This is a genomic window from Actinopolymorpha sp. B9G3 (assembly GCF_040120725.1).
Taxonomy (GTDB): Bacteria; Actinomycetota; Actinomycetes; order Propionibacteriales; family Actinopolymorphaceae; genus Thermasporomyces.
Genome location: NZ_JBEEAB010000007.1, coordinates 117,873 through 143,776 on the forward strand (window position 1 = coordinate 117,873; position 25,904 = coordinate 143,776).

22 protein-coding genes are annotated in these 25,904 nt (G+C 69.2%); 10 read left to right on the forward strand and 12 right to left on the reverse strand.

Features of this window, described 5'->3' with window-relative positions:
* Positions 1-6: 6 nt before the first annotated feature.
* Positions 7-801 (reverse strand): glycerophosphodiester phosphodiesterase family protein, encoded by a 795-nt coding sequence (locus tag ABNF93_RS14725; protein WP_349328582.1) that lies wholly within the window; start codon positions 799-801, stop codon positions 7-9.
* 154 nt (positions 802-955) lie between these two features.
* Between ABNF93_RS14725 and ABNF93_RS14730 the strand changes: the two genes are divergently transcribed.
* The gene (locus tag ABNF93_RS14730; RefSeq protein WP_349328583.1) at positions 956-1,672 is read left to right on the forward strand and encodes a Clp protease N-terminal domain-containing protein; all 717 of its coding nucleotides are present in this window, start codon (positions 956-958) and stop codon (positions 1,670-1,672) included.
* A gap of 10 nt (positions 1,673-1,682) precedes the next feature.
* On the opposite strand, the gene ABNF93_RS14735 is transcribed toward ABNF93_RS14730, so the two are convergent.
* Both ABNF93_RS14735 and ABNF93_RS14740 read right to left on the reverse strand, forming a co-directional pair.
* Positions 1,683-5,075 (reverse strand): discoidin domain-containing protein, encoded by a 3,393-nt coding sequence (locus ABNF93_RS14735; protein ID WP_349328584.1) that lies wholly within the window; start codon positions 5,073-5,075, stop codon positions 1,683-1,685.
* 288 nt (positions 5,076-5,363) lie between these two features.
* A complete protein-coding gene (locus ABNF93_RS14740; RefSeq protein WP_349328585.1) occupies positions 5,364-6,287 on the reverse strand; it encodes a phosphotransferase family protein in 924 nt (307 codons plus the stop codon).
* A gap of 110 nt (positions 6,288-6,397) precedes the next feature.
* Here ABNF93_RS14740 and ABNF93_RS14745 point away from each other — a divergent pair, with 110 nt between their 5' ends.
* The 5 genes from ABNF93_RS14745 to ABNF93_RS14765 all read left to right on the forward strand — a co-directional run bounded on the left by ABNF93_RS14745 (position 6,398) and on the right by ABNF93_RS14765 (position 12,229).
* Positions 6,398-7,390, forward strand: a complete 993-nt coding sequence (locus tag ABNF93_RS14745; RefSeq protein WP_349328586.1) for a pirin family protein — start codon at positions 6,398-6,400, stop codon at positions 7,388-7,390.
* Positions 7,391-7,463: 73 nt separating this feature from the next.
* Positions 7,464-8,249, forward strand: coding sequence for an SDR family NAD(P)-dependent oxidoreductase (locus tag ABNF93_RS14750; RefSeq protein WP_349328587.1), 786 nt, complete (start codon positions 7,464-7,466; stop codon positions 8,247-8,249).
* Complete coding sequence (locus ABNF93_RS14755) at positions 8,246-9,829, forward strand: N-acyl-D-amino-acid deacylase family protein (protein WP_349328588.1); 1,584 nt, start codon at positions 8,246-8,248, stop codon at positions 9,827-9,829. Before ABNF93_RS14750 ends, ABNF93_RS14755 begins: the two co-directional genes overlap by 4 nt.
* Positions 9,826-11,151 carry a type III PLP-dependent enzyme domain-containing protein gene (locus ABNF93_RS14760; protein WP_349328589.1) on the forward strand — a complete coding sequence of 442 codons (1,326 nt, stop codon included), beginning with the start codon at positions 9,826-9,828 and terminating at the stop codon, positions 11,149-11,151. Before ABNF93_RS14755 ends, ABNF93_RS14760 begins: the two co-directional genes overlap by 4 nt.
* An 88-nt stretch (positions 11,152-11,239) precedes the next feature.
* A complete protein-coding gene (locus ABNF93_RS14765) occupies positions 11,240-12,229 on the forward strand; it encodes a phosphotransferase family protein (RefSeq protein WP_349328590.1) in 990 nt (329 codons plus the stop codon).
* Positions 12,230-12,277: 48 nt separating this feature from the next.
* On the opposite strand, the gene ABNF93_RS14770 is transcribed toward ABNF93_RS14765, so the two are convergent.
* Positions 12,278-12,892 carry a TIGR03086 family metal-binding protein gene (locus ABNF93_RS14770; protein WP_349328591.1) on the reverse strand — a complete coding sequence of 205 codons (615 nt, stop codon included), beginning with the start codon at positions 12,890-12,892 and terminating at the stop codon, positions 12,278-12,280.
* Positions 12,893-12,906: 14 nt separating this feature from the next.
* Positions 12,907-13,917 (reverse strand): sigma-70 family RNA polymerase sigma factor, encoded by a 1,011-nt coding sequence (locus ABNF93_RS14775; RefSeq protein WP_349328592.1) that lies wholly within the window; start codon positions 13,915-13,917, stop codon positions 12,907-12,909.
* A gap of 176 nt (positions 13,918-14,093) precedes the next feature.
* On the opposite strand from ABNF93_RS14775, the gene ABNF93_RS14780 reads away from it, so the two are divergent.
* The 3 genes from ABNF93_RS14780 (at position 14,094) to ABNF93_RS14790 (ending at position 15,440) form a co-directional block, all read left to right on the forward strand.
* Positions 14,094-14,519 (forward strand): DoxX family protein, encoded by a 426-nt coding sequence (locus ABNF93_RS14780; protein ID WP_349328593.1) that lies wholly within the window; start codon positions 14,094-14,096, stop codon positions 14,517-14,519.
* A 96-nt stretch (positions 14,520-14,615) separates the two neighbouring features.
* Complete coding sequence (locus ABNF93_RS14785; RefSeq protein ID WP_349328594.1) at positions 14,616-15,008, forward strand: VOC family protein; 393 nt, start codon at positions 14,616-14,618, stop codon at positions 15,006-15,008.
* An 84-nt stretch (positions 15,009-15,092) separates the two neighbouring features.
* Positions 15,093-15,440: a TFIIB-type zinc ribbon-containing protein gene (locus tag ABNF93_RS14790; protein ID WP_349328595.1), complete on the forward strand. Its 348-nt coding sequence runs from the start codon at positions 15,093-15,095 to the stop codon at positions 15,438-15,440.
* Between the two features lie 10 nt (positions 15,441-15,450).
* On the opposite strand, the gene ABNF93_RS14795 is transcribed toward ABNF93_RS14790, so the two are convergent.
* The 5 genes from ABNF93_RS14795 to ABNF93_RS14815 all read right to left on the reverse strand — a co-directional run bounded on the left by ABNF93_RS14795 (position 15,451) and on the right by ABNF93_RS14815 (position 21,268).
* Complete coding sequence (locus ABNF93_RS14795; RefSeq protein WP_349328596.1) at positions 15,451-16,209, reverse strand: Clp protease N-terminal domain-containing protein; 759 nt, start codon at positions 16,207-16,209, stop codon at positions 15,451-15,453.
* Between the two features lie 56 nt (positions 16,210-16,265).
* A complete protein-coding gene (locus ABNF93_RS14800) occupies positions 16,266-18,248 on the reverse strand; it encodes an N-acetylmuramoyl-L-alanine amidase (protein WP_349328597.1) in 1,983 nt (660 codons plus the stop codon).
* A 152-nt stretch (positions 18,249-18,400) separates the two neighbouring features.
* Positions 18,401-19,621 carry an ABC transporter substrate-binding protein gene (locus tag ABNF93_RS14805; RefSeq protein ID WP_349328769.1) on the reverse strand — a complete coding sequence of 407 codons (1,221 nt, stop codon included), beginning with the start codon at positions 19,619-19,621 and terminating at the stop codon, positions 18,401-18,403.
* Positions 19,621-20,142 carry an ABC transporter substrate-binding protein gene (locus tag ABNF93_RS14810; RefSeq protein ID WP_349328598.1) on the reverse strand — a complete coding sequence of 174 codons (522 nt, stop codon included), beginning with the start codon at positions 20,140-20,142 and terminating at the stop codon, positions 19,621-19,623. The genes ABNF93_RS14805 and ABNF93_RS14810 overlap by 1 nt, the downstream gene beginning before the upstream one ends.
* A gap of 526 nt (positions 20,143-20,668) precedes the next feature.
* On the reverse strand, positions 20,669-21,268 hold the full coding sequence (locus ABNF93_RS14815; protein ID WP_349328599.1) for a putative glycolipid-binding domain-containing protein: 600 nt from the start codon (positions 21,266-21,268) through the stop codon (positions 20,669-20,671).
* Positions 21,269-21,410: 142 nt separating this feature from the next.
* On the opposite strand from ABNF93_RS14815, the gene ABNF93_RS14820 reads away from it, so the two are divergent.
* The gene (locus tag ABNF93_RS14820) at positions 21,411-24,416 is read left to right on the forward strand and encodes an AfsR/SARP family transcriptional regulator (protein WP_349328600.1); all 3,006 of its coding nucleotides are present in this window, start codon (positions 21,411-21,413) and stop codon (positions 24,414-24,416) included.
* A 40-nt stretch (positions 24,417-24,456) separates the two neighbouring features.
* Here ABNF93_RS14820 and ABNF93_RS14825 read toward each other — a convergent pair whose 3' ends face one another.
* Positions 24,457-25,323, reverse strand: coding sequence for an alpha/beta fold hydrolase (locus tag ABNF93_RS14825; protein WP_349328601.1), 867 nt, complete (start codon positions 25,321-25,323; stop codon positions 24,457-24,459).
* A complete protein-coding gene (locus ABNF93_RS14830; protein ID WP_349328602.1) occupies positions 25,320-25,760 on the reverse strand; it encodes a helix-turn-helix domain-containing protein in 441 nt (146 codons plus the stop codon). Before ABNF93_RS14830 ends, ABNF93_RS14825 begins: the two co-directional genes overlap by 4 nt.
* Positions 25,761-25,904: the final 144 nt, after the last annotated feature.

Consider the following 25,904-nt stretch of genomic DNA (forward strand, 5'->3'; position numbering starts at 1 on the left):
GATCGCTCATCCCGCCCATTGCCCGCGACTGGTGAGAACCTCACGCAAGGTATCGATCCGGTCGGTGATGAGGCCGTCGACGCCGATGTCGAGGAGGGCGTTCATCTGGTCGGCGTTGTCGATCGTCCAGACGTGGACCTGCTTGCCGAGGGCGTGTGCGCGCTCGACGAAGGCAGGTGTCACGAGGCGGATGCCGGCGTAGCCGACCGGGACCTGGACGCAGGGAGCACGCGAGATCAGCATCCGGCCGAGGGGGTGCGGGAGCGGCAAAGCGAGCAGTGCCACGCCGATCGGGGTCATCCCGGTCACGACGCGGGGGCCCAGCAGGCGGTGTACGGCGTTGACGCGGTGACCGGAGAAGGACGAGACACACACCCGGTCGTGGGCGACCGTCTTGACGACCGCCTCGGCCAAGGGCCGGATCGCGTTCTCCTCCTTGACGTCGACGTTGACGCGGATCTCGGGCCAGGTGCCGAGGACCTCCTCGAGGGTGGGGATGGGTTCGCGGCCCCCGATCCGCGCCTTCGCCACCTCTGCGTACGGCAGGTCGGCGATCTTTCCGGCGCGGTCCGTGACGCGGTCGAGCGTGTCGTCGTGGAAGGCGACGAGGACTCCGTCGGCGGTCGCGTGGACGTCGGTCTCGAGGTACCGGTAGCCGAGTTCGATGGCGTTGGCGAACGCGGCCATGGAGTTCTCGATACCGACATTGGGGGCATAGCGCGCGCCGCCACGGTGAGCGAACGCAAGCGGGCCCGGATGGTCGAGAAACGGGTAGTGGCGGCGGGAGGGCGTCACTGGCACGGGCGGAAGTATGCCGGTTCGCCGCCGCCCTGTCCCTCCTTTCAAGATCGGGTTGTGTTTCGCGATTGTTTCCCTTGGAAGGAGCGGATTCACGAACGGTCAAGCATCAACCTAGGGTTGACGCCCGGGAGTGGGTCAACCTAGGGTTGACCCTATGGCGCCTGCACCCAGCCTCCACGAACTCATCGAGACCGTACGCACGGACGCCGCCAGCGACGACGTGCTCGACCAGCTCGCCGCCGCCCGTGCCGTGGTGGCCGAACTCAGCGAGACCGGAGACGCGGTCCTCGGCCACTTCGTCGACCGGGCGCGGGGCAGTGGCCGGTCGTGGACCGAGATCAGCAAGGTCCTCGGCGTCACCAAACAAGCCGTCCACAAACGCTTCACGAAGCTCAGCTTGTACCTGGACTTGTCAGCGCCAACGTTTGAGCGCTTCACGCCGCGTGCCCGACGTGCGTTCGATGCCGCCACGGAGCAGGCACGGGCGTTGGGGCATTCGTACGTTGGCACTGAGCACCTGCTGCTGGGGCTCCAGGCCGAACCTGACGGCGTCGCGGCGAAGGTTCTCGCAGGCGCGGGCGCCGGACCCGACGCCACCGAGGCCGCGGTGCTCCGTCTCGTGCCGCGCCAGAACAACCCTGTCGAGGGTGAGTTGCCGCACACTCCGCGAGCGAAGGGCGCCCTCGCCGGTGCCCTCGCGCAAGCGATCGAGTGGGGACACAACTACATCGGGACAGAACACCTGTTGCTCGGCCTCTACCGCGAGCCGCAGGGGCTCGCGGCTCGGGTCCTCACCGAACTCGGCCTCGACGCGGACTCTGCCGAGACCCGGACCGTCGAGATCCTGGCCAGCTTCCAGACTCAGCAGTAGGGCGGAGATCTCAGCCGGTGCCGAAGAGTTCCAGTTCGGTGAGGCCGATGTAGACGCCGAAGTTGACCGGGTTCTGGTTCGTACCGACGAGCCGGAACCCCTCCGCCGACACGGGTGCGAACTCTACGGCGTTGAAGCCCGCGGCCGGCGCCTCCGGCGTGCGGGCGGTCTCGGTGACCGGATGCCACACCGACCCGTCCCAGTACTCGATCGTGTAGTCCTTCGGCGGTTGCACTCCGCCCTTGTCGTCATAGAAGTGCAGCGCGATCCGGCTGGCCACGACGGACCGGTCGAACTGCACGGCGTACCAGTCCTGGGGGTTCTTCGAGTTCCACGACGTCCAGCGCGGTGAGTTGGCGTACGACCCGTCGAGCGGGCCGAGCACCGTGTCGCCGGGATAGGTGTACGACGCGGTCGGCGTCACCGTGAGGCCGAGCCCCGAGGCGTCCGAGAGCAGGTTCGAGTTGCGGACCTCGATCTCACGGACCTCGACGCCGTCCCCAGCCCCGTCCGGTTCGAGGAGGACGCGGAGCTTGCGGGTCTTCACCGTGGCGAAGCTCAGCGTGTTGCGACCCTCGACCGGATCGATTGGCCGCGCGGTGACGTTGGCCACGTCGAGCCAGTCGCTACCAGACCAGGACTGGACCCGCAGCGACGCCGGCGCGGCGGATCCGGCATATACCGTCAGCGCGTTCACCGGGCGAGGACGCATCAGGTCGACCGCCACCCACCCGTCGTCGTCGCCGGACCGCCAGCCGTTGCCAGCCTGCACCGATCCGTCGAGCAGCGACCACACGTCGCCCTCACCGGCCGACGCGGAGGGGACGGGTGTGCCGAACGCCGCCGCCTCCCCGGCACCGTTGCCGGCCAGGTTCCCCGCCGACAGGGCGGCCAGCTCGGCAAGCCCGACGCCGGCACCGCCGGTCGGGTTGGTGACGACCACCCGGAGCTTGTCGGTCGACACCGGATCGAACGCGATGACGTTGCGGCCGGTCGTCGGAGCTTCGGGGGAGTGCCGCGCGCTGTCCACCGCCTTCCACGTCCCGTCGGCGGAGTACTCCACGCGGAGCTCGGCCGGTGCAGCGAGACCTGAGCCCGCGGCGATGTCGAGGCGTATTTCGTCGATTGTCCGGGCGACTCCGAAGTCCACGTCGAACGTGTCCTCGGCATGGCCGGAGCCGGCGGTCGACCACACCGCGCCGTCCGTACGTCCATCGAGCGGCGCCCACCAGTCGTCCTCGGCGCCGGTCGACGCCGAGGGCGTCGGAGCACCCTCCGCCGCCTGGTTGAGGGCAACGTTCGGAGCGACGTCGGGAACCGCGGGGGCGTCGGTGAAGGACAGCGCGTCGAGCCAGAGCCGGTACGGGCCGCCGCTGGCGGTGGTGTGCAGTTCGAGCGCCGTCACCGCCTCGAGGTCGGGCGATCCCGTCACCTCGCGGGCCCAGGTGGTGTCACCGCCCAGTGGTACGACCACCCGCTGCCAGCCGCCGCGCGCCTCGTAGTTCGGCAACGACCAGGGGCTGAGGTAGTTCTTCGCGGGCGTGTACTCGACATAGTTGTCGGCATCCTGTATCAGCCGGATCACCGGCTGGTTGCCCTCGAAGCCGTCGCGGATCTCCTGCTCCGATGCGAGCCAGAACTCGAGTTGGTCCGCGTCGGACGCATCGACTCCACGGCTCGGTTGGTATCGCCAGGTGACGTCGTGGGCGCCTCCGGACAGGCGCACCGATCCCTTACCGAGCAGGCCACGCTCGTGATCGGCGGCAACGCGCGCCGCACCGTCGCCGCCCGGTGCCGCCTCGGCTGCCCAGCGGCCAGCGTCGGACGGCTCGGTGCCGGTCTCGTCACCCTCGCCGAGCACGTGGACGTCGAGATGGTCCAGACCGGCCAACGCACCGTCGTCGACGGTGAGGCCCACCCGATGGAAGCCCGGGTCGAGGAACCGGTGCGTCGCGCGGGCGGTCGTCGCCACGTCACCGTCACCGAACTCCCACCGGAAGGACAGCGCGTCACCGTCGGCGTCGGCCGATGTCGACGCGTCGAACGTCACCACCTCGCCAGCGCGCACGACCTTCGATGACATCCGCGCCACGGCCTTCGGGGCGTGGTCGCTCGCCTCGCCGGACAGCTCGAACACGCCGGAAACGTTGGCATCCCTCTTGACCGGACCCGAGCCGTTGCCGGCGATGTCGTTCGCGCCGAGGGTGATCCAGCGGGAGTCGCGGAGGTAGATGCCGTAGGTGTCGTTGTCGTGGATCCGGTTGCGCTGGAGCACCCAGTGGTAGGCCGGGTAGTCCGCGAGGTAGCCGATCGCGACCCCGACAGAGGTGTTGTCGTGCACGTGGTTGCCGTCGAGCACGAAGTGGCTGGACGACCCGTTGACCACGGCGATGCCGGCATTGCCGAACGGCTCGGGGGCGTTGTGGTTGTCGCGGCCGTTGAACGCGGCCTCGTTGCCGATCAGCACGGTGTCGTCGGAGTTGCCGAGCCAGAAGCCGTAGCTCGAGTGGTTGCCCATGTTGCGGACGTAGGTGTTGCCAGGCGACCACGACTCCCATGCGTTGTTGTGCGCCCAGGACGCGTCGTTCTCCTCGAAGTAGTTGCCGGTCGAGACGACGCCGTTCAGCGGTCGAAGGAAGACGCCGTCACCGCCGTGGGTGAAGTCGTTGCGCAGGATCCGGTTGTCGTTGGATGCGGTCTCGATGAGCGCGGACGTCGAGTCGCGGGCGTGGGTCTCACCCGGTGCGATCCGGATTCCCCAGCTGAAGTTGTTGTCCTCGATGCGGTTGCGCGAGGCTGACCACATCTTCAGACAGACGTTGGAGCAGTGCGAGAAGTCGTTGTCGCGTACGACGTTGTGATCGGAGTAGTGCAGCGCCAGGCCGTTCCAGTTCTCGTGTGCGGTGTTGTCGGCGATCGTCGAGTCGCTCACGTGCTCCAGCAACACCGCGCCCGCGAGCTTGCCGTCGCCCCAGCCGAAGTCGGGGTCGGTGTAGTTGCCCGAGAAGTCGTTGCCCTTGATGGTCCAGCGTCGTCCGGACTCGACGTGCAGGGCGCGTTCGAATCCCGAGACCGTGAGTCCGGTGAGGGTCGCGCCCGACACGCCTTTCGCGTGGACACCGGTGCCGACGAAGCTGTCGGGCCCGCCGACCTGGCCGGGACCCTTCAGGACCGCGCCGTTGCCATCGACGCGTACGCCGTCGGCCCCGATGACGATGCCCTCACCGTCACTGAAGTCGTACTCCCCGGGTTTGAATGTCGTGTCCTTCGTGAGGACCATGCCGGGTCGTGGCTCGACCAACTCGGGCGCGGCAGCTGCGGGCATGGCCACCATCGTGACAAACGGCGTGACAAGTAGCGCGACGGCGGCGATGAACGCAGGCGCGTGGCGGGTGACAGGCACGGATGCACTCCTCGACGGACCGCCAGGGCTTGGCATGCATGGCCGTGGGTCCGAGGCTCGGTAGAAAACGATTGCCAGCGTTCCTAGTCTCGGGGCTGCGGCGCGTCAAGAGATCTTGAGCGAACCCGCCGTTCTCGGCACACGTGTCGACTGGCTCTCCGCCGTCCCGAGCGGAGAAACGATTTCTCAACCACTCCAGGGAAACGAGTTTCCCAACCAGACAAGGGAATTGTGGACCCATCTGAGCTACAGAGCTCTACTTCCGCGGACCGGCGCGGGTCGCCCGGCTTACAGGTAGGCGAGGGTGCGCTCGACCCATTCTTCGAAGCGGGCGTACTTCATCCGGGTCTCGGGGTTCGTGGGCTCGGGCAGGTTGAGGATCCCGTCGGCGGCGTCGAGGAGGTCCCAGTACGGATGGTGCCCGTCGACTCCGCCGGCCGCGTGGTAGGTCGCAAGGAAGTGGTCGGCCACCTCCGCGCCGTAGCGGCCGGCAAGGTTCAGTCGCATCCGGGCCAGGTCGATGCCACGCGGGCCGAGGCAGCCGGTCGTCCAGTCGACCACGCCCACCAGCCGCTCACCGTCCCACAGGGTCTGCCCAGGGTGGTAGTCGCGATGGATGAAGCCCATCGTCGCCGGCGGAGGTCCACTGGCCAGCACGCCGAACACCCGGTCCCACAGCTGGAAGTTCCGCGACCAGACCGGCGGTCGGCGGTGCCCGTCCAGCTGTGGGTCGTAGTACGGCCGGTACGGCGGCAGCGCCTTCACGACCGGCAGGTCGACGCGGTGAATGGCGGTAAGGGTCTCCGCGAGGCCGACGAGCACCGCGGGATCCTTCGAGCTCTGGGGAGGTACGCCCGGCAGCCGTGTGGTCAGCAGGGTGGGCACGTCGCACATGGTCGGCCCGGTGTCCGCGCCGAGCAGCCGAGGTGCCGGGACGTCGGTGCTGCCCAGAAGTCCCAGAACGGTGGCTTCGTTCGGAGGGAGATACCACGGGTCGCTGCGGAGGCGGTCGAGGTGATGGAAGCGCCGGAGCGTCAGGTAATGCAGGACGCCGGTCGCGCTCATCACATCCAGGGCATGGAGGGTCGTCGAATCGACGCTCATCAGGCGTACGGACGCGACGATGCTCCCCGGTCCCACGACCTCCCGCACCCACTGGAGCGTCGCCTCGGACGGTGGGGCGGCGCCGTCCTGCCGCTGGTCAGCACTCATTCTGTCCGGCAAGACTACCGACGGTCCGGTTCGGAATATCGCCCCGGCCGGGGCGGCTACACGGTACGCATCGGGACGCATCGGCCACCCGATGGTGAGGAGCCCTGGTCATGCCTGCTGTCACCGCTGACACTCTGACCCTTCCGCGACTGGCCCTGCCGCCTGCCGAGGCGCGGATCCGGGCGGTCCGCAAGGTCATCACCGCGCACCGCCAGACCGAGGGCGAGGGGTTCGTCGTACGCCGGCCGTTCCCGGGTATGGACCTGTCTCTGGCGGATCCGTTCCTGCTGCTCGACCACATGGGAGCGGTGGAGTACGGCCCGGGGGAGGCCAAGGGGGCGCCGTGGCACCCGCACCGTGGCTTCGAGACCGTGACGTACATGCTCGACGGAGCGTTCGAGCACAAGGACTCCACCGGTGGCGGCGGCCTGCTCACCGAAGGCGCGACGCAGTGGATGACGGCCGGGAGCGGCATCCTGCACTCCGAGCTGCCACCGCAGGAGTTCGTGGCCAAAGGCGGGCTCTTCCACGGGGTCCAGCTCTGGGTCAACCTGCCGCGGTCGCTGAAGTGGACACCACCTCGCTACCAGGACATCGGGGCCGGTGACGTGACGCTGCTGTCCAGCCACGACGGAGGTGCTCTGCTCCGCGTGATCGCCGGCGAGTTCGGTGACCACAAGGGCCCGGGCGTGACCTGGACACCGATCAGCTACGTCCACGCCACCCTGGCGCCCGGATCCGAGCTGACCACGTCGTGGCCGGCAGACTTCAACGCCCTGGCGTACGTCCTGGCTGGTCGCGGCAGCGTCGGCCCGGAGAGCCGCCCGGTCGACGAGGGGCAGCTCGCCGTCTTCGGCCCGGGCCACGCACTGGCTCTCCGGGCGGCTGACCGTCAGGACTACCACGGTCGTACTGGCTGGGAGGTGCTCCTCATCGGCGGACTGCCGATCCGCGAGCCGATCGCCCGGTACGGGCCGTTCGTCATGAACACCAAGGCCGAGATCCTGCAGGCGTTCGAGGACTACCAGGCCGGTCGGCTCGGTGTCGTCGAACCGGATCAGGTTCCCCACCAGACTGCCGCTGACGACGCCCTGGACCAGTGAGACCATTCGTCCGCTAGCCTCCGACGAGGTCCGCCGTGGTCAGGTCCGGGTCAGGCGAGGTGGAAGGGGACGGATGCGTCGGTTCGAGGATCGCGTCGCCTTCATCACCGGCGCGGCGCACGGCATCGGTCGGGCCACCGCCCAGCGGCTCGCCCGCGAGGGAGCGTCGGTCGTCGTCAGCGACATCGAGGCCGACGCCGCCGACAAGGTCGCCTCGGCTCTGGCCGGCGACGGATCAAGGGCCCTCGCACTGTGCTGCGACGTCGCCCGGCCGGACCAGGTGGAGGCGGCCATCGCCGCCGCCGTCGACCGATTCGGCCGGCTGGACGTCCTCGTCAACAACGTCGGTGTCGCCACGGACACGGCGTTCGAGGATCTCGGCGAGGAAGAGTGGCAACGCCAGGTCGACCCCACCCTGGGCGGCGCGGTCCGCTGCATCCAGGCGGCCCTCCCGCACCTGCTGGCCGCACCGGGCGGCGGCGCCGTCGTCTCGGTCGGATCGATCAACGCGCTGGCCGCCTTCGGCAACGAGGCCTACTCCGCGGCCAAGGCCGGGCTGGTCAGCCTCACGCAGAACCTCGCGATGCGCTACGCCCGGCGGGGAGTGCGGTTCAACCTCGTGGCCCCCGGGACCGTCCGCACCAGGATCTGGGAACGCCGGCTCGCCAAGGACCCGAGCGTCCTGGAACGGATGACCTCGCTCTATCCACTCGGCCGGATCGGCGAGCCGGAGGACATCGCGGCCGCGATCGCGTTCCTCGCCTCCTCCGATGCGGCCTGGGTCACCGGCACGGTGCTCCGCGTCGATGGCGGCGTCCTCGCCGGCCATACCGGCTTCCTGCGTGAGGTGTTCGAGTGAGCGAGCGAACCCGCGTGAGCGACTACGACATCCTGCTGACCGGCGGCACGATCGTCGACGGCACGGGCGGGTCGCCCTATGCCGCCGACCTCGGCGTGCGGGACGGCACCGTCGCTGCGATCGGCGACCTTGCCGGTGCGAGTGCCGCGAGCGTGATCGACGCCCACGCGAGGTTCCTCATGCCCGGGTTCGTGGACACCCACGTCCACGCCGACGCCGTCCTTGGCCGGGCAGACGTCCAGGAGGCCATGCTCCGCCAGGGCGTGACGTCGGTGGTCCTCGGCCAGGACGGGCTCTCGTTCGCGCCGGCGTCGAGCGGCACGGTCGACTACGTTGCCCGCTACTTCGCCGCCGTGGACGGCACGCCACCGGTGGAGCTCGCGGGCGGGTGCACCGTCGCCGGGCTGCTGGACTTCTATGACCGCCGTACGCCGCTGAACATCGCCTACCTCGTGCCCCTCGGCACCGTCCGCCACGAGGTTCTGGGGGCGGAGGACCGCCCGGCGGGGGAGAAGCTCGCGGACCTGCTCCGCCTCGTGGAGCAGGGACTCGACGAGGGTGCCGTCGGTGTCTCGACGGGCCTGGAGTACGTACCCGGTGTCTTCGCCGACCTCGACGAGCTGACCGCGCTGTGCCGGCCGGCGGCCGCGGTCGACGCCCCCTACGTCAGCCACCTCCGCAGCTACGACGGCGGCCGCGCCCCCGGCATGGTGGAGGCTCGAGCCCTCGGCCAGGCGACCGGCGTACCCGTCCACGTGTCGCACTACCGCGGCCTTGCCGAACCTCTCCTCGACCACCTCGAGGAGGCGGCCACGGCCGGAGTCGACGTGACGTTCGACGCCTACCCGCACCTCTACGGCAACACCATCCTCGCCATGAAGGCGCTCCCGCCCCAGGTGCAGGCCGGTGGGGTCGAGGAGACGCTGCGGCGGCTCGCGGCCCCGGCCGTCCGCACGGAGCTCCAGGCCAGGTGGTTCCCCGCGGCCGAGGCGGCGCTGGGTCCGGCGATCTTCGGCTACATCGCGGGCACCGACTACCAGTGGGCGGAAGGGCTCACCCTCGCCGCCGCCGGCGCGCGGGCGGGACTTTCGTTCGGTGAGCTCGTCTGTGAGGTCCTGCTCGCCAGCGACCTCGCGGTGGGAGCGATCGTCCCGAGCCCAGGTGGCGACGACGCCGACCTGCGGGCGATGATCCGCGACGACCGGCACATGGGCTGCTCGGACGCCATCTATCTCGGCGGGCATCCGCACCCGCGCGGTTGGGGTGCCTTCGCGCGGTTCCTCGGCCACCACACCCGTGAGCTGGGCGACTGGACCTGGGCGCAGGCGGCGTGGCACCTGGCCGGCCATCCGGCGCGGCGGTTCCAGCTCGCAGGGCGTGGGACCCTCTGCGAGGGGGCGGCGGCCGACATCGTGGTCGTCGATCCCACGTTGGTCACCGACCTCGCGACGTATGACCACCCATGCCAACTGGCCGTCGGCATCCGCGACGTCCTGGTCGCGGGCGAACCGGTCCTCACCGACGGAAAGCTCACCGGGGCGACACCCGGCCGGGCGCTACGACGAGGAGAACCCGCATGACCGAACGAAGTGAGGTCAGGGCTCAACACCGCATGACCCATGCCTACGATCCGGCGGCCCTCAGCACGGCGCTGCACGCGTGGCGAGAGCGTCCGATCGAACCGTTCGAGACCGGCTTCACCGGCACCGGTGCCACGACGGCCGCCGAACTGGTCGACCGCAAGGTCCGGCTGCGTGGCGGTGAGCTGACTTTCCCGCTCATGGTGATCCGGGAGAGCGCGCTCTCGTCGAACATCGCGACCCTGGCGGCCTGGTGCGCCGACCAGCGGGTCGAGCTGGCGCCGCACGGCAAGACCACGATGTCGCCCGAACTCATCGCCCGCCAGCTCGAGGCCGGCGCGTGGGGCGTGACGGCCGCGACGATCGGGCAGGTGCGTGCGTACCTCGACTTCGGCGTACGCCGGGTGGTGCTCGCCAACCAACTGGTCGACCCCGCCGGCATCGGCTGGCTCGCCCGGGCGACGACCGAGGATCCGGATCTGACGGTGATCGGGTACGTCGACTCGAGAGAGGGCGTCGCCCTGCTGGACCGGGAGTTGACGCGGCACGGCGCGACCCGGCGGCTACCGGTCCTGGTGGAGCTCGGCCTCACCGGTCGCCGGACCGGCGCCAGGAGCATGGAGGCGGCAATGGCCGTGGCCCAGGCTGTCGCGAACACCTCCACGCTGGCCGTGGCGGGCGCGACCGGGTACGAAGGCGTGGTCGGCCACGGTCGTACTCCCGAACAGCTCGACGCGGTGGCCGCCTTCTGCCGGGACATCCGGGCGTTGGGGCTCCGGCTGCGGGACGAAGGTCTGGTCGACCCGGCGCAGGAGTTGTTGCTCTCCGCGGGAGGCAGCACGTACTTCGACGTGGTGGCGCGCGAGCTCGTCGGCGATCCGGCGACGGCGGTGCTCCGCAGCGGTGGCTACGTCACCCACGACGAGGGCCTCTACGGGCCGTCGACGCCGCTGCCGACAGGCGGCTCCCCGTACGAACTCCGCGCCGCGTTGGAGGTCTGGGCGTACGTCCTCTCGCGGCCGGAGGCCGGCCGGGCGCTGGTGGGCGCCGGGCGACGCGACCTGCCGTTCGACGTCGAGCTTCCGGTGGTCTACCGGATCGTGTCCCCCAAGGGATCAGAGCGGCACGCCGTCGGGGCCGTCGTCAGCGCCCTCAACGACCAGCACGCGTTCATCGACCTGCCGCGCGACGCCGAGGTTGCTGTCGGCGACCTGGTGGCGTTCGGGATCTCGCACCCGTGCACGGCCTTCGACAAGTGGCGGGTCATCCCCGTCCTCGATGACGACGACCGGATCGTGGAGATCGCCCACACCCTGTTCTGACCGGTCCGGAACCCGGTGTGGGCGAGCGGGTGGGTCATTCGGTGTGCTTCCAGACCGTCCGAAGGTGCAAGCTTCTCAAGGGAGCAGCATGGAGTTCCACCCCATCGAGCGCGCGCCGGCCGCCTTTCAACAGACGGTGACCGCTGCCGAGGTGCGAGCGATGTGCCACCGCGCGTTCGGCGGTGAGGTCCGGGTCGCCTCGGCCGTCGAACTCGGCTGGGGGACCTACAACAGCACCTATCGCGTCGACATCGGAGCGGATCGTCCGGTGATTCTGCGCGTGGCACCCGAGCCAGGGAAGCAGTTCCGCATCGAGCGGGAGCTCATGCGCAACGAGTACGCCAGCACGCCGTACCTCGCCCCGCTCGGGCCGCTGCTGCCACGCACCCTCGCCGTTGACTTCACCCACGAGGTCGTCGGGCGGGACTACGTCTTCCAGACGATGCTCGACGGGATCCCCGCGCCGGAAGGCCTCGGCGCCTATCCTCGCGTGGAGTGGGCGTCGTTCTTCGGACAGATGGGCGAGATCGCGCGCCGGATCCACGACGTACGCGGCACGCGCTTCGGGCCGGTGTACGGCCCGGCGTACGCCACCTGGAGCGAGACGGTGATCGCATACCTGGACGACACCGCGGCCGACCTCGACGACGTGGGTCTCGACGCGGCGGACGTCCGCGAGGTCGCCGCGCTGGCCGCACACCAACGCGGGGTCCTCGACGAGGTCGCGTCGCCACGGCTGCTGCACGGCGATCTCTGGACGGTCAACGTGATGATCGACCCCGCGGCGTCGAGGCCCACGATCACCGGCGTCATCGACGGCGACCGAGCCATGTGGGGTGATCCGGCGGCGGACTGGACGATCTACCGGGCCGGCAGACGCCCGGGCACGGAGCGCGATGCGTTCTGGGAGGCCTACGGACCGCCGACGAGCACACCGGCCGCGGCAACGCGCGCGCTGTTCTACCGCGCCCGCCACATCGGCGCCTCACGGCTCGAGCGCCATCGGCTCGAAAACCGCAGAGACCTCCCCGAGACGTACGACGACCTGCGCGAGGTCCTCACCCACCTCACCCGGTGAGGTAACGGCGAAGGCATCCCCGACCGGGGGCGTAGGGCGCCGGACGGATCAGGGCTGGCGACCGAGGAATGCGACCAACCGGTCACTCGGGCTGGCCGGCTCCGGCGGGGTGACGGGCGGAGCGAAGAGCCCTTGGCGGTCGGCGGTCGCGACGAACATCGGCGAGAGCGCGAGCATCTCCTCGGCCAGGGATGCAGGAATCGGCCGCTCCCATCCGCAACCGCGGGCGACGTCCCAGCCGTGGACCGCGACCTCGATCGCGCCGGTCCCGGTGACGACGCCGGTGCTGAGTGGCAGGCCGGCGACCGAGACCTCGTGGCGACCGGCGATGGTGCAGGCGCCGACCAGGTCCCGGGCCCGGGCACGGACATCGTTCACGAAGTCGGCCCGGCCACGGTCGCTGTGCATGCTCCCGGCCCGTCGCCCGACAGGAGGTGAGGTCCTGCCGGGCGCCATCTGTCCACCGTCGACCGCCTCGAACAGCGCGGTGAGCGAGTCGTCCAAGTGCGCCAACAGGGACCCGAGGTCCCACTCGTCGCAGGGAGTCGGCCGGGACAACTCGCCAGCCCCGACCAGGTGCAGGCTGCCGAGCGTGTAGTTGATCGCCCGCTCCAGCAGAACGATTCCCCCTGCGGCGGCCGCCCTCTCACAGACGTCCGTCATCGTCATCTGCCCGGTCAGCCGGCCACGGGTCGCGGCTCTGCCGGCAGAGACTCCGGGAGCCCGAACGTGGCGAAGAGCCGGAGGTCGAAGAAGCAGGAGACGTGGGTGACACCGGTCGGGCCGAGGGTGAGCACCGGCAGGTTGAAGGGTCGGTAGGTGCCGTCCTCGGCACGCATGTAGAGCCCGAACGCCGGCTGGCCGTTGGCCTCGGTGGGGACGAGCCGCATGCCGCCTGGGCCGTCGCAGGGGCAGTGCCTCGCGATGAGCTCGCCAATGTCCTCGGGGCCCTGGTACCAGCCAGCGAAGGGTGGCATCTCCCATACCGCGTCGGCGGTGAACAGCTCCACGATCGCAGCGATGTCCATGCTCTCGAACGCGCTGACGTAGCGGTCGAGCAGCTCGCGTTGGTCGGCGTCGACGGGTTCGACGATGTCGTCCTCGCGCGGTGTCAGCTGGTCGAGCTGCGCCCGGGCCCGTTGCAGGATGCTGTTGACGGCAGTGGTGGTGGTGTCGAGCACCTCGGCGACCTCGGCGGCGCGCCACTGCAGGACGTCACGCAGGATCAGTACGGCACGCTGCCGGGGCGGCAGGTGCTGCAGAGCCGCGATGAGGGCGAGCCGGACGCTGGCCCGGTTTGTGACGATTGCGGCGGGGTCGGCATGGTCGGCGCCGATCATGGCGTCCGGAATGGGCTCGAGCCACGGCACTTCCGGCTGCTCGACCAGGGAGTCGCGCGGACTGGAGCTGGGCGCCCCCAGTCCGGTCGGCATGGGCCTCCTGCCGCGGCTCTCCAGGGCGGTCAGGCACGCGCGGGTGGCGATCCGGTGCAGCCAGGTGCGAAGAGACGACCTGCCTTCGAAACCGTGGTAGGACCGCCACGCGCGCAGATAGGTCTCCTGCACGAGGTCCTCGGCGTCGTGGACCGAGCCGAGCATGCGGTAACAGTGCGCCAGCAGCTCCCGGCGGTAGGGGTCGGCCTGTCGGAGGAAGTCCTCTTCGTCCAGTTTGTCCGTCGTCGTCGTCACAACCCTCTCCCTCTCCCGGGCCGGCCAGGTGGCTCACCCACACGTGTTCTGCGGACCGGTCACATGAGTACAGACTGCGCCGCGGAGAAAACTCATCGCTACGCCGATGAGATTCCGCCAGCGGCCTGGTCCATACCGGCAACCACTCACGGTCCATATCGGAAAGGTAGACCACCATGACCGCTTCCCACGCTGAGAGCCCGACACCGGCGAGCCGCCCCCGGGCCGTCACCATTGCCCTGTGGGCAGGACAGATCCTGCTGGGGGTGTTCTTCGTGGCCGCCGCGGCAGTGCCCAAACTCCTCGGAGACCAGATCGCGGTGGAGATGTTCGACCACATCGGGCTCGGCCAGTGGTTCCGATATCTGGTCGGGATCCTTGAACTGGCCGGCGGGATCGGCCTCCTGATCCCGCGACTCGCCGGACTCGCAGCCCTCGGACTGGTCGGCGTGATGGTGGGAGCCACCATCACATCCGTGTTCGTTCTCGACGCCGGCATCACCTCGATCACGCCAGCCATCCTGGGCGTCCTGGTCGGGCTGATCGCGTGGGCACGGTGGTCGGAGCTCAAGGCGCTGCTCGCCCTCGTCCGCGGACGCTGAATCCCCTGTGCGGGCGTGGCTTCGTACGACCAAGGCCCTGCGGGACCCCGAGTCGTTCCGCTGAGTCATCCAGAACACTCACACCAGGAGAGAGCCATGCGCATGATCTTCGTGAACCTGCCGGTCACCGACCTGAAGGCCTCGACCGACTTCTTCACCACGCTCGGTTTCGAGTTCAACCCGCAGTTCTCCGACGACAAGTGCGCCTGCATGGTCGTCGACCAGAACATCTTCGTCATGCTCCTGGTCGAGGAGCGCTTCAAGGACTTCATCAACGGCGAGATCTGCGATCCCGCGCGGACCGAGGTCATCACCTGTCTGTCGGCGGAGAGCCGGCAGCAGGTCGACGACACCCTGGCGGCCGCTCTCGCCGCCGGCGGCAAGCCGTGGCAGCCGATGATCGAGGACGGTCCGATGTATGGAGCCAGCTTCTGCGACCTCGACGGCCACGTGTGGGAGCTCATGCACATGGACCTCGGATCCGTCTAGCACGTGGCGGCTCAGCGCAGCGACGCGGGTACGGGCATCCGCCCGTACCCGCGTTCTGTCACATCCATCGGTTAAGTTGCCGACATGACCCAACTCAGCTGCCCGAAATGTCACGGCGTCATGCGGCAGTACGAACGCAGCGGCGTGCACATCGACCAGTGCACCGACTGTCGCGGCATCTTCCTCGACCGCGGCGAGCTCGAACGCCTCAGCGACGCGGAGACCCGCTGGCACAGTGAGCAGAGATCCGTCCCCTCGGAGCACCGCGGCCCGTCGGGATACACCCAGCACCGCGACGACCACCGGTACGGCTCCGACGACCGCCACGGCTACGGCAGACGCTACGGTTCCGACGACCGGCACGGCTACGGCGGACAGTACGGACACGGAAAGAAGCGGAAGCGGTCGTTCCTCGACGACCTGTTCGACTGACCTCCGGCGATCAGGGGCGCTTCTTGCGGGTGCGCTTCTGGGCAGTTCGCTCACGGGCAAGCCGTGCCTGGTTCGCCGCCTCCCTGCGGAGCGCGGGATAGCTGAGCCCGGCCTCGGCGAGCACGCGGCCCGCAGGTCGCTGCTCGTCACTGGCAAGGGCGAGCAGCAGGTGCTCGGTTCCGACGTCGTCGGCACCGAGCCGGAGCGCTTCGCGGGTGGCGACCTCGAGGGCGCGTGCCGCCGCGCGCCCCAGGTCGGGACTTTTCGCCGACGCCCTGGTCCCCTCGGCGGCGAGCGTGGCTCGCGCAAGCTTGCGGACGTCCGCGGCTCGACGGTCGAGTCCTCGAAGCAGCACGATCGCGCCGCCGGACCGGTTGTCCAGCAGGGCGAGCAGCAGGTGCAGGTCGGTGACGGTCTGGTGCTGCTCACGAGCCAGGTCGCGGGCGGCCTCGAGCGCGGCGGTGGCCCGTGGGGAGTACGGAACGGCTGCCGGGCTTCGGCTCGCGGCACCGACACCGCCGCCTTCGGCGGGAACGAATCGTTGCTGTGCGGCTTGGCGGGTCACGCTGAGCGCGGCGCCGATGTCGGTCCATGAGGCGCCTGCCTGACGCGCCTCGTCGACGTAGTGCGCAACGACATGGTGCGCGAACGCCTCCAGTCGGGCCGCGACCTCGCGCGCGGCGGTCACCCGGTCGAGGGGTTTGCCTGCTGCCTGCGCCGTGTCGATCGCGGCGATGATCTGGTCGAGGTCCAAGTCGTTGACAGCCATGGTGCAAGATTCGTTCGGAGATCACCCGTTGTCAAGCAATCATTGACGGCGAGCGATCAACGCCAGGACGGTGTGAGCGTGACGTCATCGGCCATCACGTACGCCACCCGGTGACCGAACTGGATCTGGTAATAGACCAGCGAACCGCGGATCACCTTGTGGTTGGTCGGGTCGAACGTCACGGCACGGTAGTACTCCGTGTCGGCCTTCATACCGACGACGTACTCCTGCCCGGCTGGCAACGCGTACTGCAGCGGCACGATGGCCTGCACGGGCACGTCGGGCGGATAGGCGGCGGCTTCCGGATAAGCCCTTCCGTAGACCGGGATGGACGCCTTGCCCGCCTTGGGTGTGGCGACCATCGCCTTCGTCCACACCGCTGTCGGAGACCTGCGCGGGTTGTGGAACCAGCCCTTCTGGCCGAGGTACCAGACCGCGGTCCAGTCGCCGCGCGTCTCGGCGACGGCGAACTGCTGGCCGGCACCCGCCCGGCTGCCGATGTCGGCGACGTCCATCGTGCTCGTCCCGTCGGGCGGGTTGCTGCCGACGTCGAGCAGCAGCGGAGCATCCGCGCGCGGCTCGGTGCGGAGCACGAGGGCAGACGATCCCCATGTCCCGCACTGCGGGGGAATCCCTTCGCCCGGTGGACCGGGGGAGTTCTCGCAACCGGTGAAGCCTGGGTTGTTCGTCGCGAAGTCGGGGTTGATCGTGACGGCGCCTGACGTCGGACCGCCGGAGTTCTCGAACGGCGCGTCGAGGAGGTCGAAGTAGTGGGACCAGTCCCAGTACGGACCGGGGTCCCAGTGCATGCCTTGTACAAAGGGCGGCGTGATGCCCTGGACGGTGTCGTGGCCGAGGATGTGTTGGCGGTCGAGCGGGATGTCGTACTTCTTCGCCAGGTAGGCAACAAGCTTCGCCGACGTGCGGTACATCGCCTCGGTGTACCACGTGCCGCGGGCCGCATAGCCCTCGTGCTCGAGGCCGATCGACTTCGCGTTGACGTACCAGTTGCCGGCATGCCAGGCGGCATCCTTCGCCTTCACGTGCTGGGCGATGTGCCCGTCGCTCGCGCGCAACGTGTAGTGCCAGCTGACGTACGTCGGGTCCTGGACGAGGTTGAGTGTCGTCTCGTACGCGCCCTCGGTGTCGTGGATGACGATGTAGCGGATCTGCTGGCTGTTCGGCCGGTCGGCGAGGTCGTGGTTGCCGTAGTCGCCGTCGCCGAGGTCTTCGTACGGCGCGGGAATCCACTCACAGCCGATGCTGCGCGGGCACTCGACGTCGCCGTCCTCGGCCTCCTGCAGGCCGAGTTTTCCGAGCCAGGTCCGATCCGGTTGCACGGCGTCTGCCGCCAGCGCGACCACCTGGCCGTCGTCGGTCGTACGCCGGGCGCCTTCGGCGAGGACGGAGTACGCCTCGTCGGCGAAGGCCCGCGCGGAGGCATGGTCCCTCGCCCCGCTGTAGCGAGCGGTCGCGCCGTACCATTCACCGGCGTTGTCGGTGCTCGGAGCGCCGATCTGGCGCTGGTACTCGGCGAGCACGGCCGCGCCGCCGCGGACGTTGGCCGTGGGGTCTGTACGTAGGCGGGCTTCGTCGATGCCGGTCAACCGGGCCGCGAGCTCGACAGTGCGCAGCGCGGGACTCGTGACGGGCGTGCGCGCCTGCCGGGAGGAATCGCCTCGGAGTTCCGCGACCTCACCAGTGGCCGCGGCACCACCAGGCTCCGACATCGCGGCCTCGAGGTCGGTGAGGTGCATCGGCCCGTACCCGCCTGCCCGGGAAGGTTGTCCGGCGTGGACGTCCCAGCGGGTCTCGAGGTAGGACACCGCGAGCAGGAGGGACTCCGGTACCCCGAACTCGTGTGCCGCCTGGGTGTAGGCGTCCTGACGGGAGTCCGCGACGGTTGCGGCCGTGGCCTCTGGCGACGGCGCGGCGTTCGCTCCGACGACGGGCGCGCAGACGCCGACGGCGAGGGTCAGCGTCACGGCCGCGACGGCACCGCGGCGGATGAGCCGAAGCATCGAAGGGGTACGGGGCATCGCCGACCTCCTGCCCGCGGTTCCGTCTCCATGGCGAAGCGGTAACCGAGCACCGTGTCCTGTGGACGGGACAAGAGTGGGCCGCCACCCGTGGTTCGTCAATCCCTTACGCCTGTCCAGATTCGCGCGCAGGTAATTACCTCGCCGGCCACTCAGGTGTGCGCGTCCGGGTTCTCCCAGTAGTAGGCCTCCGGGTCGTAGACCGCGGGTGTGGGATGGGCCCAGGTGTTGACCATCCCGCCCAGCGCCAGCTGGTCCCGCGCCGGAACGTTGCGCAGCTCCTTCTTTCGCATGGTCACCTGCGGGTAGTTGGCGACGGTCCCCATGAAGAACGGCCCGTCCTCGATGTGGATCCTCACCATGTCCCAGACGATCCGGTGCCGTGCGAGCGCGTCGGTCTCCGACTTCGCCCGGTCATACATCTCCCACAGCCGGGCGATCGGGCTGCCTGGTTCGGGATCCACGCGTGGCGGTGTGCGCTTCCACGGGTCGACGTCGGTCTCCTGGTTCTCCTCGGGTGTCCCACGCAGCGACCACATCCGCCCGTGCAACGGCGCCCAGCGCGCGGGCTCGATCGGTACGAACCACCACGGGCCGGTGATGTGGTCCGGGCCGTCACCGACCTCCCAGGAGCTCTGTGCCATCAGCTGGCCGTTCTGCCACTGGTCGCCGAACGCCTCGGGCGCGATCGGGTTGATCTCGACGGCGATGTCGAGCTTCTCCCAGTCGGCCTTGAGGAGGTTGTTCTTGCTGGAGTGTTCAGCGCTCACGTCGGCGGGAACGTCGATGCGGATCCGCAGCTTGCCGCCGCCCGGAAGTTCCCTGACCCCGTCACCGTCGCTGTCGACGACGCCGAGCTCGTCCAGCATCTGTGCCGCCTTGTCGGGGTCGAAGTCGACGTAGGCGTCCCGCCAGGTCCGGTAGACCTGCTTGCCCTCGTCGTTCACCTGGTACTCGATCGACTTCGGGCTGTAGGTCCCGGTCGTCTTCTCGCCGGTGTTGTAGTAGATGGCCTTCTGTGCCTCGGCCCGGTTGAAGCCGTACGACAATGCCTGGCGGAACTTCGGGTTCCGGATCAACCTGCGTAGGCCTGGCTCCGGGTAGTCGTAGTTGAAGAAGAAGACCGATCCCGTGCCGGATCCGCTGTCCCACAACAACACGTCCATGTCGTGCTGGTTCTGGGTGCTCTTCATGCCGGAGATGTCTCCGAGCCCGATCGGGATGAACGCGCCGTGGACGTAGTCCACCGAGCCTTCCTGGATCTGCAGCTTCCTCACCTCGGGTTCGGTGACGACCGAGAAGACGACCTCGTCGACGTAGGGGAGCTGGTTACCGTTGGCGTCGACGCACCAGTAGTAGGGATTGCGTTCCATCACGATCTGGCGACCCTCGCGGTAGGACGTCGTGTGCCATCCCGTGAGGGTGGGGCAGTCCGGATCGACGACCCAGTTGGCGTGCTGGTCGTGGTCCTCGAACCAGTTCTTGTCCTCGACCTTCTTGTGTACTTCGGATGGAACCGGCCGAGGTAGTGCTTGGGCACGAACCAGTCGACGGTGTTCACGCCGTTGGCCAACAGCGCGGGAGTGAGCGGAGTGGGGCTGTCGAACGTCAGGAGCAGCGTCGTGTCGTCGGGTGCGCTGAGCGTCATCGGTTTGCCCGAGCCCGAGCGGCCGGAGTCGGGTGGGATGGCGGTGTGCACCTCGTCGAGCACCATGTCCTCCCACCAGTACAACGCGTCCGCCGCCGTCACCGGCTCACCGTCGGACCACTTCAGGCCCTCGCGCAGGTGGAGCGTCCACTCCGACGCGTCGTCATTGGACTCCCACGACTCCACCACGCCGGGCCCGATGTCGAGGCCGTCGTTGAGCCAGCGCAGGGGCGAGCGGCCGTACATGTACTCGTTGATGGCCCGCTGTCGGACTTGTCGACGAGGTTGAGCATCCGCCCGCCGTACTTTCCATCCGTACACCAGCGGTGTGGAACGACGTACGGCCGGGAGGGAAGGCGCTCTGCCACCGGTGGCAGCTCTCCTGCCTTGACCTGTGCGGCCAACGCGGGTGCCTCACCGAACTTCGCGGGCGGCTCCACGGGCTTGGTCCGCGAACCCTTTCCGCCCCGCGTCGACGGATCAGGGTCGCCCTGGTCCGCTGTCGGCCCGTCGGTGGTCGAGCAGGCACCGAGCACCACTGTCGCCGCCGCAACAGCGGAACTGTGCAGCAACCTACGACGGCTGAACTCCTGCGCGTACGGTTGGTCGCTGACCATGCCGGCCTCCCTCGTCAGGCGTTCGAAACTTTCGTCCATCCAGCCTCACGGGCATGTCGGGCATGCACAACCGCCACGGCGACCGGACCCGGTCATGTCCCGAGTCGGTCACTTCAACCGGCGCTCAGTTCAACGGGAGTGTCGGTCGAGGCGGATCACTGCACCCTCCGGGCGATCTCGGGATAGTCGAGGACCAGACCGTCGGCGTCGAAGACGATGTCGGCGGTGAAGTCGTCATCATCGAAGCGCACCACGGACGACTCCGCGGCCTGGCTGACCGGCGTGTAGCGCTGCCGGCTCGCAGTGACGGCGAGGTCGGGCACGGAGACCCAGGGCATGACCAACTCGACGGGATCGCCGCCGGTGAGGAGACCATGCCTGAGTACCGGCATCGTGTTGGTCAAGGGGCACAGCCCGAGATCGCAGTCGTACGCGCCATGGAAGGCCGCGGGGTCTCCACCAGGCTGGGGTGCGTCGAGAGTGCCCTCCGCGTCGGCAACGATCCGCCAGCTGCCGTCGCCGTTGCGGTGCAGCTCGAGCGAGCGACGCCAGCCCACCGCGGATGTGTGGACACGCAACGACGACGTGACGTACGAGTCCGTCGTCGTGAGGACGTACTCCAATCGGTACGGCAGCGGATAGCCACCGATCGCTGCACCGACCGCCGACAGCCGACCTCGTGCCAGCTTGACCTCGGCCAACTCGGCACCACACTCCTTCAACCACACAAGCGATCGATGGACCTCTGCGTTCATCGGTCGTCCTCTCTGCGGGCTTCGACGCGAAGGCTACCCTCACGCGCGCCCGGTCGCATGGCCCGACACGGTTACCCTGAACGTCTCGGTGGAGGTGTCCGGTGCGACCTCCCTCGCGGGGTGTGACGGGGAGGAGGCTGTCGTGCCGACGAAGCTGTCCTACCGTGTTCTCGGCCCGCTCGAGGTGTCTCGAGGTGGACGCGTCCTCACGATCAGAGCTGGCAAGCATCGATCGCTTCTCGCCGCACTCCTGGTGTCGGCCAACCGGCTCGTGCCCGTCGACGAACTCGTCGAACGACTGTGGGGACAGAATCCGCCGCCGACCGCCCGGGCGACCCTCGCGACCTACGTCATGCGGCTTCGCCGGATCCTCCGCACCGGTGCCGGCGACGAGGAACCTCGCCGAGACCCGATCCGCACGCGTCCAGAGGGCTACCTCATCGACGCCGCTCCCGAGCAGGTCGACCTCGGCCGCTTCGACCAGCTGCTCGCCGAAGCCGACCGGCATCCGCACGACCCCGAAGCGGTCCTGGGACTTCTCGCCGACGCGCTCAGGTTGTGGCGTGGTCCCGCGCTCGTCGACATCCCGTCGGAGTCTCTGCAACGCGACGTCGCACCACGACTGGAAGAGCAACGTCTGCACACGATCGAGCGCCGGATCGACACCGAACTCGCTCTCGGCCGGCATGCCGAGCTGGTCGGCGAGCTCACCGCTCTCACCACCGAACACCGGCTGCGGGAGCGCTTCTGGCATCAGCTGATGCTGGCGCTGTACCGGTCCCGGCGGCAGCCGGACGCCCTCGATGCGTACGGCCGGTTGCGTGCCCTGCTGATCGACGAGATGGGCCTCGAGCCGAGTACCGAGATCCGCGCGCTGCATCTCCGCATCCTCGCCGAGGATCCCACGTTGCACGAAGCCGACGGTCACGTCCGCCATCCGGCAGCGGTGACCGTGCCCGCGACCTGGCTGACCCTCTGCCAACTCCCGCCGGACCTTTCCGATTTCGTGGGGAGGTCCGAGCTGATCGCGCAGGCGACGTCGGCGTTGCTACCGGACCATGACCGGACCGGTGTCCCCGTCGTCGCCATCACTGGCGCTCCAGGCACCGGCAAGAGCGCGGTCGCCGTCCGCATCGCCCACAGCCTGCGGCCACGCTTTCCCGACGGACAACTGTTCGTCCGCCTCACGGGGGTGGGCGGGGCGAGCCGCGACCCGGCCGAGGTGCTTGGCGAGCTTCTCACCGCGAGTGGGCTGGGCCGCGACGCGCTTCCGGAAGGCCTGGAAGCGAGGGCGGCCGCGTTCCGTGCCCGGCTCGCCGACCGCAAGGTCCTTCTCGTGCTCGACGATGCGGCGAGGTCCAGCCAGGTCGTGGCACTTCTGCCCGGGACGGCGAGCTGTGCGGTCCTCGTCACCGGGCGCAGGATGCTCAGCGACATCCCGGGCGCGGTCGGCCTCCGGCTGGATTCGTTCGTACCCGCCGACGCCCTTGACCTGTTGGCCCGCTTGGCAGGGTCGGACCGGGTGGCCGAGGAACCCGCCGCCGCACGCGCGATCGTCGATGCCTGCGGTGGGCTACCCCTTGCCGTACGCATCGTGGGGGCCCGGCTGGCAGCGCGCCCGCTCGCCGGCCTGGCCGGCCTCGCCGAACGACTCGCCGACGAGCAACGCCGCCTCGACGAGCTGCGCACGGGGGACCTGGAGGTGCGGGCCGGTCTTGCCCTCAGCTACTCCGGCCTGTCCGCATCCGCCCGTACGGCGTTTCGCCGGCTGGGACTGCTCGGAGCGGTCGACGTCGCCGCGTGGACAGTCGGCGTCCTCGCCGCTCGCACCGACGGGGAGTCGTCCGAGGACGGCTGGGCGGATGGCGAACGGTTGGTGGAGGAACTCGTCGAGGCGAACCTCCTCACCGAGACCGGCCGCGACCCGACAGGTGAGGCCCGCTACCGCCCACATGACCTGATCGCGTTGTACGCCGGCGAACTCGCACGCGCCGACGACGATGCGACCACCATCTCGGCCCTCCGCTGTCTCATGGACGCCCTGCTGGGGTTGGCTGATGCGGCACACCAGAAGCTGTCCACCGTCACGATCGACGAGGCTCCCGTCGAGCCGGCCGACCCGCCGCCCATCCTGCCGGTGCGCATGGTCGACCGGCTCACTGCCGACGGCGAGGCCTGGCTGCTCGCCGAGCAACCGCTGCTCGACTGGGCGATCCGGCGCTGCGTCGGCCTCGGTTGGTACGTCCGGGCGGCTCTGCTCTGCGAGCGTGCACTCGCCAGACTCGACATCCAACTCCCGCACGCCCATGTGGTGGAACTCCTCGATCTCGTCGCCGGCGCGGCCCGCGAGGCCGGCGACGAACGCGTCGCGTGGCGCGCCACCTGGCAGCGCTCGATGCAGATGGCGACCCGACAACTCACCGACGACGTCCTCGAATCTCTCGCCGAAGCCGCCCGCGTCTTCGATCGGCTCGACGCACCGGTTGACCTGGCGTACGCCCTGGCGTCTCTCGCCTACTTCCACAGTGAGCGGCAGGACCGGACGGCCGCCCTTTCGCTGGCCGAGAAGGCGGTGGCGGCAGCCCGAGGGAGTGGGCACCGCCCGGCGTACGCGACCTCGGTCCGAGAGTTCGCCTCCTTGTTGGCTGAGTACGACCGGTACGACGAGGCGGTGCCGCTCTTCGACGAGGCCCTCGCGATCGCCCGTGACATCGGTGGTCCGGTCGACGAGGCACTGGTGCTCCATCGCATCACGAGGTACGCACTGGAGCACGGCGACCTCGACCGCGCCGCCGAGGCCTCCCAGGCCAGCCTCGACGCGGTCGCCGGTGTGACTGAGTTCAGGGCGCGCGCCTATGTCGCCGCGATGGCGGCCCGGGTCGCGTCAGCGCGCGGAGAAGGCCGGCAGGCGGTCGTTCTCGCCGAACGTGCGCGGGAGGAGTTCGGCAAGCTCGGCGACCGGTTCGGGGAGGTCGCCGCGATTGCCAGCCTGGCCGAGGCCTACCTCGAGGTGGGGCGCGCGGCCGAGGTGATCGCGCTCGTGGACGAGACCCTTCCGGCATTCGCCGATGTGGGCGCGACCCGGCACGTGGAACGCCTGACGAACGCGTGCGCTGCCGCCCGTCGCGCACTCGGCGGCCAGTCGTAACGGGGGAGCGTCGTGATCGCGCGTGCCGCGGTTGGCGCGGTTACCCCTGCCCGGTGCTCGTCAGGAACTCGAGTTCCGCGGCCGGGTGCGGGGGAACGAAATGACCGATGCCGGGGAGCAGGCGCACGGTTGCGTGTGGTGCGGCCGCTTCGAGCCGCCGCTTGGTCTCGGCGGAGTCCATCATGACGTCCAACTCCCCGACAAGCACGTGCAGAGGCATGGTCAGCCTGCGCAACGCCCGGTCGTCGAAGACGGGAAGCTCGTCCGTGCGGAATCGGTAGTGCTTCGACACGGCCAGAACCTGCTCGACGATCGATGTTGCCACCGCTGGCTCCAACGTCGACAGCCCTGGGCCGAGCACCCCCGTCACCGACCTGCGCCGCCCCCACCGACCGAGCGGGCTCAGCAACATCGCCTTGAGCAGGAAGCCCTTCTTCTGCCTGCCGACGCCGGCCGGGCACGACAGCGACAGGCGTTCCACCCGGCCGGGCCGCCGCGTGGCGTAGTCCAACGCCAGCCAGCCGCCGAGGGAGTACCCCATGACCGACACCCGATCGAGCCCGAGGAAGTCCAGGACGGCATCCAGCCACACGGCGTATCTGTCCGACCTCAGAGGCGGCCGAGACGGCGGGCTGAAGCCCGGCTCGCCGATCATGTCGATGGCGTACACGCGGAAGGACGCGGCGAGGTCGGAGATCCAGCCGATCCACTGCGCCGAGTTGCTTCCGGAGCCGTGGAACAGCACCAGTGGAGGAGCGGTCGCGGGACCGGACGCGATGACGAACGTCTCGCCCTCAGGAGTCGGCACGCGTAGCTGTTCGTGGTCGACCGGCCAGGCCTCCAGCGCCTTGCGATACTGCTCGTGCAGCAGGCGGCGCCCGGCCTCGGATCGGTAGATGTCGCTCACGCGTCCGCCTCCTCGATGACGGCGCTGATCAGGCCGAAGATGTACGCACTGGTGGTGAGGCTGCCCAGCACGACGATCTTCAGGTGGGCCCGCCGTTCGTCGTAGATGGTCTCCAGGCGCAACTGCTCGTCGCCCTCGCGGCGATGGGCGGTCGCACCGGTCAGCAAGGTGCTCACCCGGCTCGCTGTCTCAGGGCTGATCGCATCGATGTCCACGATGCTCGACACTCCTACATGGCGATGGCGGGAGACTGACTCCCGCACGGCAGGCTCGACGGGTTGGCCGGTGAATGCCTCGAGGTCCGCGCGCGCGATCCGGTACTGCTTGCCGATCCGGACAGCCTTCAGCCGCCCGTCCCTGACGTAGTTGCGCACCGTCCGCACGTGCAGGCCGAGCCGCTCCGCAACCTCGTCTGCCGTGAACAACTCTTGCTGCATGCGGCTTACCGTAACATACCTCAGACTTCCCTATCGAGCCTCTTCGAGAGGTAGTTTACGGAGTTCCTCGCTCGGCTCAAGCGGTTCTGGAGAGGTCGTCGATGCGGGGAGGCGGCTACCAGGCGCTCAGCGGGCCCGCCGGAG